We start from the raw sequence: 9460 nt of genomic DNA on the forward strand, positions 1-9460 counted from the left end.
GCTCGCGAAGGCGGTGGGTCAGTCAGCACATCTGACACTGATACACCGCCTTCGCGAGCAAGCCCGCTCCCACAGTTGATCGCATTCAGTCTCAAGTTCCTTGATCTGCCGAGGCCTGCATGTCTTTCGATCTCGCCGCGCGCCTCGCTGCCCGCCGTGCCGAACACCTTTATCGCCAACGCCCCTTGCTCGGCAGCCCCCAAGGCCCGGAAGTGGTGGTGGATGGCCAGCCGTTGCTGGCTTTCTGTAACAACGATTACCTCGGCCTGGCCAATCACCCGCAAGTGATCGAAGCCTGGCGCGCCGGTGCGTCCCGCTGGGGCGTGGGCGGCGGCGCTTCGCACCTGGTGGTCGGGCACGCCACGCCGCACCATGAGCTGGAAGAAGCGTTGGCCGACCTCACCGGGCGTCCACGCGCCTTGCTGTTCACCACCGGCTACATGGCCAACCTTGGCGCCGTCACGGCGCTGGTCGGGCAGGGCGATACGGTGTTGGAAGATCGCCTCAACCACGCCTCCTTGCTGGATGCCGGGCTACTGTCCGGGGCGCGTTTCAATCGCTACCTGCACAACGACCCCGCCAGCCTGGCCAAGCGCCTGGAGAAAGCCACCGGCAATACCCTGGTGGTCACCGATGGCGTGTTCAGCATGGACGGCGACCTCGCCGACTTGCCGGCACTGGCCCGTGAAGCCCGGGCCAAGGGCGCCTGGCTGATGGTGGATGACGCGCACGGCTTCGGCCCTCTGGGCGCCAATGGGGGCGGGATTGTCGAGCATTTCGGCTTGAGCCAGGAGGACGTGGCGGTGTTGGTCGGCACCCTCGGCAAAGCGTTCGGCACCGCCGGCGCGTTTGTCGCCGGCAGTGAGGAGCTGATCGAAAGCCTGATCCAATTCGCCCGGCCCTACATCTACACCACCAGCCAGCCGCCGGCGCTCGCCTGCGCCACGCTGAAAAGCCTGGAGTTGCTGCGCACCGAGCATTGGCGCCGCGAGCACCTCAATGGCCTGATTCGCCAGTTCCGCCAGGGCGCCGAGCAGCTTGGCCTGGACTTGATGGACAGCTTTACGCCGATCCAGCCCATCCTGATTGGCGACAGCGCCAAGGCTGTGCGCCTGTCCCAGCGGCTGCGCGAGCGCGGGCTGATGGTTACCGCGATCCGTCCGCCCACCGTGCCGGCCGGCAGTGCACGTTTACGCGTGACCTTGACGGCAGCCCACAGCGCAGCGCAGGTGCAGCTATTGTTAGACGCGTTGGAAGCGTGTTTTCGCTTGGAGTCCGACCATGCGTGATCGACTGATATTGCTGCCCGGCTGGGGCCTTGGCGTATCACCGCTGGAACCCCTGGCCGCCGCCCTGCAGGGGATTGATGCGCACCTGCGGGTGCAGATCGAGCCCTTGCCGCTGCTGGCTTCCAGCGACGTGGATGAGTGGCTCGACGAACTCGACGCCACGCTGCCGGACAACGCCTGGCTGGGCGGCTGGTCCCTGGGCGGCATGCTCGCCTCTGAGCTGGCGGCGCGCCGCGGCGAGCGCTGCTGCGGCCTGCTGACGTTGGCGAGCAACCCGTGTTTTGTCGCCCATGACGGCTGGCCCAGCGCGATGCCCGCCGAGACCTTCGATGCGTTTCTCGCCGGTTGCCATGCCGACTCACAGGTGACCCTCAAACGCTTCGGCCTGCTGTGCGCCAAGGGGGCCGAAGACCCGCGCGGGCTGGCGCGCCTGCTGGTCAGCGGGGCTCCGACTACGCCGCCCAGCGCATTGATGAGCGGCCTGGAGTTGCTCGCCCAACTGGACACCCGTGAAGCCTTGCTGGCCTATCGCGGCCCGCAGTTGCACCTGTTTGCCGGGTTGGACGAACTGGTCCCCGCCGAGGCCGCCAGCCACTTGCTGGCCCTGCTGCCCGATGTTGAAATCGGCCTGATTGAACAGGCCGGTCACGCTTTTCTTCTGGAAGACCCCCACGGTGTGGCGGGGGCCATCCAGGCTTTTTTGCATGAGTGCGTCGATGACTGATCTATCCCAGCCTTCCTTGCCCGGCGCGTTGCCGGACAAGCGCCAGGTGGCGGCTTCCTTTTCCCGCGCGGCGGCCAGTTATGACAGTGTCGCCGAGTTGCAGCGCGCGGTAGGGCATGCGCTGCTGGCACGCCTGCCGACGGCTATCGCGCCAGATCGTTGGCTGGACATGGGCTGTGGCACCGGCTATTTCAGCCGCGCGCTGGCGGGGTTATTGCCAGCCAGCCAGGGCGTGGCCCTGGATATCGCCGAAGGCATGCTCAACCACGCGCGTCCACTGGGCGGGGCCGAGCATTTCATCGCCGGTGATGCCGAGCGCCTGCCGTTGAAAGACGAGAGTTGTGGGCTGATCTTCTCCAGCCTGGCGGTGCAATGGTGTGCGGACTTCGACGCCGTACTCAGCGAAGCCTGGCGCGTGCTGCAGCCCGGCGGTGTGTTGGCGTTTGCGAGCTTGTGCGTGGGCACCCTGGGTGAGCTGCGCGACAGCTGGCGCGCCGTCGACGGGCTGGTTCACGTCAATCGCTTCCGCACGTTCGAGGCGTATCAGCAGTTGTGCGCCGCCAGCGGCTTGCGCGTGGTGAGCCTGGAGCGTCGTCCGCATGTGCTGCATTACCCGGATGTGCGCAGCCTCACCCACGAATTGAAGGCATTGGGCGCGCATAACCTCAACCCGGGTCGCCCGGGAGGGTTGACGGGGCGCGCGCGGATTGTTGCACTGGTGAACGCTTACGAGCAGTTCCGCCAGGCCCAGGGCCTGCCGGCGACTTACCAAGTGGTGTATGCCGTACTGGAGAAACCTCTATGAGCGCCGCCTACTTCATCACCGGCACCGACACCGATGTCGGCAAGACCACCGTCGCCGCCGGCCTGTTGCACGCCGCACGCCAGCTCGGCAAAAGCACCGCCGCCGGAAAGCCGGTGGCCTCCGGTTGCCAGGTCACGCCCAAAGGCTTGCGCAACGCGGACGCGCTGGCGCTGCTGGCCGAATGTTCATTGCCGCTGAGTTATGCCGAGGTCAACCCGGTGGCGTTCGAGCCTGCCATCGCCCCGCACCTGGCCGCGCGCGAGGCGGGGGTGGCGTTGACCGTGCAATCGCTGTTGAAGCCCATGCAGCAGATCCTGGCGCGGCAAGCGGATTTCACCTTGATCGAAGGCGCAGGCGGCTGGCGCGTACCGTTGGCCGACCAGGACAACCTGTCGGACCTGGCGATGGCGCTCAAGCTGCCGGTGATTCTGGTCGTCGGCGTGCGCCTGGGCTGTATCAGCCATGCCTTGCTCACCGCCGAAGCCATCGCGCGGGACGGTTTGCCGCTGGCGGGTTGGGTGGCGAACATCATCGATCCCAAGACCTCTCGTCTGGAAGAAAACCTTGCCACCCTGGCCGAACGCTTGCCCGCACCGTGCCTGGGCCGCGTGCCGAAACTCAAGCACGCCAGCGCCGAAGCCGTGGCGCAGCACCTGCAGTTGGACCTGCTTGACTGATTTTGGCTATCGACAAGGCATTATGCCATTAGTGTTTTTGACGGGCGTTTTGCCGGGTTCTCTGCTTCAATCAGCGTTCACGATTCTCTAAAGGCAGGCTTACGCCATGGAAATCTCTGGAAGCAGCGCGTTTTACTCGGGCCTGAGCAGCATTCAGACCGGGCAGAGCCGTGTCGACCAGGCCGCCGGCAAAATTGCCAGCGCCGCGACTACCCAACCGTCGGATGCGCAGATCGATCGTCTTCGCGCCAACGACCGGGCCCAGCCTTCCAACTCGGCCAGCAATATGGTCGAAATGGCCGAAGGCAAGTTTCAAGTGGAGCTGGGCGCCAAAGTCGCCAAGGCTTCGGATGAAATGCTCGGCACGCTGATCGACACCTACGCCTGATCCCCTCTTTCCAGGTAGGCCGGTTCTTCTGTGGGAGCTGGCTTGCCTGCGATACCTCTACTCGGTCCCCTTGATACACCGCGGCGCCTGTAAAGCAGGCAAGCCAGCTCCTGCGGTTCTGTTTCTCTCCTGAGCGCCTTGTGGCATCCCGCCGCAGGCCTTGCCGTGCCTGGCATTGATGCGCGTCATGACAAACGGCGTCGGGACGATGCTTGACAACCCCAGGTCGTAAACGTATGTTTCAAACACCTGTTTGACCGCCACAACAAATCCATGCGGTTGTTCATTCCAGATTCATCAGCAGAGGTTTATCGCTATGCCTGACTACAAGGCCCCCTTGCGTGATATTCGCTTCGTTCGTGACGAACTGCTCGGTTATGAAGCGCACTATCAGAGCCTGCCGGCTTGCCAGGACGCTACCCCGGACATGGTTGACGCCATCCTCGAAGAAGGCGCCAAGTTCTGTGAGCAAGTGCTGGCACCGTTGAACCGCGTGGGCGACATCGAAGGGTGTACCTGGAGCGAGTCAGGCGTTAAGACCCCTACCGGTTTCAAAGAAGCCTACAAACAGTTCGTCGAAGGCGGCTGGCCAAGCCTGGCCCACGATGTCGAGCACGGCGGCCAAGGCCTGCCGGAATCCCTGGGCCTGGCGGTCAGTGAAATGGTTGGCGCGGCCAACTGGTCGTGGGGCATGTACCCGGGCCTGTCCCACGGTGCGATGAACACTATTTCCGAGCACGGCACCCCCGAGCAGCAAACCGCTTACCTGACCAAGCTGGTGTCGGGCGAATGGACCGGCACCATGTGCCTGACCGAGCCACACTGCGGCACCGACCTGGGCATGCTGCGCACCAAGGCTGAGCCTCAGGCCGATGGTTCCTACAAAGTGTCCGGCACCAAGATCTTCATCTCGGCCGGTGAACACGACATGGCCGACAACATCGTCCACATCGTGCTGGCCCGCCTGCCGGATGCACCGGCGGGTACCAAAGGTATCTCGTTGTTCATCGTGCCCAAGTTCCTGCCTAACGCAGACGGCTCGATCGGTGCGCGCAACGCAGTGACCTGTGGCTCCCTGGAACACAAGATGGGCATCCACGGCAACGCCACCTGCGTGATGAACTTCGACGCGGCCACCGGTTTCCTGATCGGCCCGGCGAACAAAGGCCTGAACTGCATGTTCACCTTTATGAACACCGCTCGCCTGGGTACCGCGCTGCAAGGCCTGTCCCACGCCGAGATCGGCTTCCAGGGCGGCCTGAAGTACGCTCGCGACCGCCTGCAAATGCGTTCGCTGACCGGCCCGAAAGCCCCGGACAAAGCCGCTGACCCGATCATCGTGCACCCTGACGTGCGCCGCATGCTGCTGACCATGAAAGCCTTCGCCGAAGGTAACCGTGCGATGGTGTACTTCACCGCCAAGCAAGTGGACATCGTCAAGTACGGCACCGACGAAGACGCCAAGAAACAGGCTGATGGCTTGTTGGCCTTCATGACTCCGATCGCCAAGGCGTTCATGACCGAAGTCGGTTTTGAATCGGCCAACCACGGCGTGCAGATCTACGGCGGCCACGGCTTCATCGCCGAGTGGGGCATGGAGCAGAACGTTCGCGACAGCCGCATCTCGATGTTGTACGAAGGCACCACCGGCATCCAGGCGCTGGACCTGCTCGGCCGTAAAGTGCTGATGACCCAGGGCGAAGCGCTCAAGGGCTTCACCAAGATCGTGCACAAGTTCTGCCAGGCCAACGAAGGCAACGAGGCCGTCAAGGAATTCGTTGCGCCGCTGGCCGCGCTGAACAAAGAGTGGGGCGAGTTGACCATGAAGGTCGGCATGGCCGCGATGAAAGACCGTGAAGAAGTCGGTGCGGCGTCGGTGGATTACCTGATGTACTCGGGTTACGCCTGCCTGGCCTACTTCTGGGCCGACATGGCCCGCCTGGCCGCCGAGAAACTGGCTGCCGGCACCACCGAAGAGGCGTTCTACACCGCCAAGCTGCAAACTGCGCGCTTCTACTTCCAGCGCATCCTGCCACGGACTCGTACCCACGTGGCCACCATGCTGTCGGGCGCCAACAACCTGATGGACATGAAAGAAGAGGACTTCGGCCTGGCTTACTAAGCCTTACCGGGTTGCCTGAACAAACCGCCGCGCCCTTTGAGGCGCGGCGGTTTTTTTATGCGTGAGAAAAAACCGCAGTAATGCGCTCAGGGATTGCCGCAGGCTGCCGTTAAAGTGATGGCAATGTGATACATGTCACACAGGTTGTGCTTAACTGTCTGCGTGAAGGCACAGTGCCATTACTTCTTTGCGGGTCGGAGCTTTACCCTTGTCACGCGTGTCCGCTGTACGTTTCAGTCATTTTCTCCCTTCGTTGCTGCTCTTGCTGGCCGGGCTCTCGGCTGCGTACGTCAAGGATCTCAACGTCTTCTTCACCTCGCTGTTCAACGTGATGCCGACCCTGGTGCTGTTGCTCGGAGGTTCGTACTGCGCGGTGTATCGCCGCCAACGTGAACTGTTCTTGATGATCACGGTGTACATCGCCTATTTCCTGCTCGACACCCAGACCGACTTCTACCGTGACAATGGGCGCGTGCGCGAAGACGCCGCCGTGGTGTTTCACTTGTGTTGCCTGTTGTTGCCTCTGCTTTTCAGCATCTACGCGCTCTGGCAGGAGAAGACCCACCTGTTCCGTGACTTCGTCGCCCGTGGCGCGGTGCTGCTGGCGGTCGGCAGCGTGGCATTGGCGCTGGAGCAAAGTTATCCCCAGGCGGTGCTGAACTGGCTGGCAGAGATTCGCTGGCCGGCGCTGCATGGCACCTGGATGAGCCTGATCCAGCTGTCGTACCCGATGTTCCTGATCGGCTTCCTGACCCTCGCCGCCCAGTACTGGTACCAGCCGCGCCCGCTGCACGCGGCGCAACTGGTGGGGTTGCTGGGGTTGTTCTGGATGCTGCCGCAAACCTTCATCCTGCCGTTTACCCTGAACATCATGTGCAGCCAGGTGATGCTGATGATCGCCGCCGGCGTGGCCCACGAGGCGTATCAAATGGCCTTCCGCGACGAGCTGACCGGCTTGCCGGGGCGCCGAGCGCTGAATGAGCGCATGCAGCGCTTGGGGCGCAACTACGTGCTGGCGATGAGCGATGTCGACCACTTCAAGCGCTTCAACGACACCCACGGCCATGACGTAGGCGACCAGGTGCTGCGCCTGGTGGCGAGCAAACTGTCCAAGGTCAACGGCGGTGGGCGTGCCTATCGCTATGGCGGTGAGGAATTCGCCGTGGTGTTCGCCGGCAAGACCCTGGATGAGTGCATGCCGCACCTGGAAGAGATTCGCGAGATCATCGCCGACTACGACATCAAGCTGCGCAACTCGGACCGTCCCCAGGACGATCATCAGGGCCGTCAGCGCCGTGCCGGCAGCGGCGCATCGAGTGTGTCAGTGACCATCAGCATCGGCGTGGCCGAGCGCCAGGTGGAGCAGCGCACCCCCGAAGAGGTGCTCAAGACCGCCGACCAGGCGCTGTACGCCGCCAAGGGCGCCGGGCGTAACTGTGTGGTGGCGGCCGGGCAAACCCGGCGTGGCGCCGTGCGCACGGAGAGTGCTGCCGGTTGAGTGATGGCGCTGTATTCAGCGGTTCTACAGTGATTGTCCGGGGCGCCGGCCGGCAGTAGGTTAAAACCATCTGCTGCCGGAGACATTGCCATGCCTGAGTACAAAGCTCCTCTGCGCGACATGCGCTTTCTGATCGACAACGTGTTTGATTTCCACGGCCACTACGCGGCCTTGGGCGCGACGGATGCCAGCCCGGACATGGTCAGTGCCATCCTCGAAGAAGGCGCCAGATTCTGCGAGAACGTGCTCGCACCGCTCAACCGCAGCGGTGATGAAGAAGGCTGCCATTTCGATAATGGCGTGGTCACCACGCCCAAGGGCTTCAAGCAGGCCTTCGCCCAGTATGTGGAGGGCGGCTGGCACGGCGTGGCGGCGGATCCGGCCTACGGTGGCCAGGGCCTGCCGCAATCGCTCGGCCTGGTGCTCAGCGAGATGATCGGCTCCAGCAACACCTCCTGGGGGATGTACCCGGGCCTGACCCACGGCGCGATGTCGGCGATCCACGCCCACGGCACCGACGAACAGAAGGCCACGTTCCTGGGCAAACTCACCGCCGGTGAGTGGACCGGCACCATGTGCCTGACCGAAGCCCATTGCGGCACCGACCTGGGCCTGATCAAGACCCGCGCCGTGCCCCAGGCGGATGGCAGTTATGCGCTCACCGGGAGCAAGATCTTCATCTCGGCCGGCGAGCACGACATGAGCGCCAATATCATTCACCTGGTGCTGGCCAAGCTGCCGGATGCACCGGCGGGTACCAAGGGCATCTCGTTGTTCATCGTGCCCAAGTTCCATGCCGATTCGGGCGAACGCAACGCGGTGCACTGCGGCTCCATCGAGCACAAGATGGGTATCAAGGGTTCGGCCACCTGCGTGCTCAACTTTGACGGTGCCAAAGGCTTCTTGATTGGCGAGGCGAACAAAGGCCTCAACTGCATGTTCACCATGATGAACCATGCGCGCCTGGGCACCGGCATGCAGGGCTTGTGCAATGGCGAGGCGAGCTTCCAGGGCGCGGTCAAGTACGCCAACGACCGTCTGCAAATGCGCTCGCTGACCGGCGCCAAGGCCCCGGAAAAACCCGCCGATCCGATCATCGTGCATGCCGATGTACGCCGCATGTTGCTGACCATGAAAGCATTCAACGAAGGCAACCGCGCGCTGACCTATTTCACCGCGCAATTGCTCGACACCGCGCACTTGGGCAGCGACGCCGGCCAACGCCAGGAGGCCGAAGACCTGCTGGCGTTCCTCACCCCGATCTGCAAGGCGTTCATGACCGACACTGGGCTGGAGGTGACCAACCACGGCATGCAGATTTTCGGTGGCCACGGCTACATCCGCGAATGGGGCATGGAGCAACTGGCCCGCGATGCACGGATTGCACCGATCTATGAAGGCACCAACGGCATCCAGGCCCTCGACCTGCTGGGACGCAAAGTGCTCGGCAGCCAGGGCAAGTTGTTACGCGGCTTTACCAAAATTGTGCATAAGTTCTGCGCGGCGAATGCCGAGCATCCGCAGCTCAAGGCTTATGTGGCGCAACTCAATCAGTTGAACCAGGAGTGGGGCGAGTTGACGGTGAAGGTCGGTACCGCCGCGATGAAGAACCCCGATGAAGTCGGCGCAGCGGCCGTGGATTACCTGATGTACAGCGGCTACATCATCTTGGCCTACTTGTGGTTGCGTATGGCAATAGCGGCTCAGGCACACGACGACGCCGAGTTCGCCCAAGCCAAACTGGCTACCTGCGACTTCTACTTCAAGCGTTTGCTGCCGCGTACAGCGACTCATCGCGCCGCTGTGGAGGCGGGCAGCGAGTGCCTGATGAGCTTGCCTGCGCAGTTGTTTGCACTGTAGGCACGGATTCTCCAAGCGCTAACTGCGCAGCGGGCTTGCTTCGCGAAGGTCATGTGTCAGAAGCACCTCAGGTGACTGACACAGCGCCTTCGCGAGC

8 protein-coding genes are annotated in these 9460 nt (G+C 63.1%); all 8 read left to right on the plus strand.

The features are described from left to right. Positions 1-119: 119 nt before the first annotated feature. The 8 genes from bioF (at position 120) to QMX97_RS30215 (ending at position 9363) form a co-directional block, all read left to right on the plus strand. A complete protein-coding gene (bioF, locus tag QMX97_RS30180; RefSeq protein ID WP_282398119.1) occupies positions 120-1289 on the plus strand; it encodes an 8-amino-7-oxononanoate synthase in 1170 nt (389 codons plus the stop codon). Continuing rightward, positions 1282-2013 (plus strand): alpha/beta fold hydrolase, encoded by a 732-nt coding sequence (locus tag QMX97_RS30185; protein WP_120450206.1) that lies wholly within the window; start codon positions 1282-1284, stop codon positions 2011-2013. Before bioF ends, QMX97_RS30185 begins: the two co-directional genes overlap by 8 nt. Further along, a complete protein-coding gene (bioC, locus tag QMX97_RS30190; RefSeq protein WP_282398120.1) occupies positions 2006-2818 on the plus strand; it encodes a malonyl-ACP O-methyltransferase BioC in 813 nt (270 codons plus the stop codon). The genes QMX97_RS30185 and bioC overlap by 8 nt, the downstream gene beginning before the upstream one ends. After that, positions 2815-3495, plus strand: coding sequence for a dethiobiotin synthase (gene bioD, locus QMX97_RS30195; protein ID WP_065904689.1), 681 nt, complete (start codon positions 2815-2817; stop codon positions 3493-3495). Before bioC ends, bioD begins: the two co-directional genes overlap by 4 nt. Positions 3496-3601: 106 nt before the next feature. Then, positions 3602-3883 (plus strand): pyrroloquinoline quinone biosynthesis protein PqqE, encoded by a 282-nt coding sequence (locus tag QMX97_RS30200; RefSeq protein ID WP_282398121.1) that lies wholly within the window; start codon positions 3602-3604, stop codon positions 3881-3883. A gap of 316 nt (positions 3884-4199) precedes the next feature. Further along, a complete protein-coding gene (locus QMX97_RS30205) occupies positions 4200-6005 on the plus strand; it encodes a phenylacyl-CoA dehydrogenase (RefSeq protein ID WP_065904685.1) in 1806 nt (601 codons plus the stop codon). A 208-nt stretch (positions 6006-6213) separates the two neighbouring features. Next, a complete protein-coding gene (locus QMX97_RS30210; protein WP_282398122.1) occupies positions 6214-7503 on the plus strand; it encodes a GGDEF domain-containing protein in 1290 nt (429 codons plus the stop codon). A gap of 90 nt (positions 7504-7593) precedes the next feature. Continuing rightward, positions 7594-9363, plus strand: coding sequence for an acyl-CoA dehydrogenase C-terminal domain-containing protein (locus QMX97_RS30215; RefSeq protein WP_065904679.1), 1770 nt, complete (start codon positions 7594-7596; stop codon positions 9361-9363). Positions 9364-9460: the final 97 nt, after the last annotated feature.

Origin of the sequence: Pseudomonas sp. PS01298 (assembly GCF_029959745.1) — a bacterium.
Classification (GTDB): domain Bacteria; phylum Pseudomonadota; class Gammaproteobacteria; order Pseudomonadales; family Pseudomonadaceae; genus Aquipseudomonas; species Aquipseudomonas aylmerensis.

Coding starts and splice junctions, on each gene's coding strand:
- bioC (WP_282398120.1), top strand. CDS start 2,006: ATGACTGATCTATCCCAGCCTTCCTTGCCCGGCGCGTTGCCGGACAAG.
- QMX97_RS30200 (WP_282398121.1), top strand. CDS start 3,602: ATGGAAATCTCTGGAAGCAGCGCGTTTTACTCGGGCCTGAGCAGCATT.
- QMX97_RS30215 (WP_065904679.1), top strand. CDS start 7,594: ATGCCTGAGTACAAAGCTCCTCTGCGCGACATGCGCTTTCTGATCGAC.
- QMX97_RS30205 (WP_065904685.1), top strand. CDS start 4,200: ATGCCTGACTACAAGGCCCCCTTGCGTGATATTCGCTTCGTTCGTGAC.
- bioD (WP_065904689.1), top strand. CDS start 2,815: ATGAGCGCCGCCTACTTCATCACCGGCACCGACACCGATGTCGGCAAG.
- bioF (WP_282398119.1), top strand. CDS start 120: ATGTCTTTCGATCTCGCCGCGCGCCTCGCTGCCCGCCGTGCCGAACAC.
- QMX97_RS30185 (WP_120450206.1), top strand. CDS start 1,282: ATGCGTGATCGACTGATATTGCTGCCCGGCTGGGGCCTTGGCGTATCA.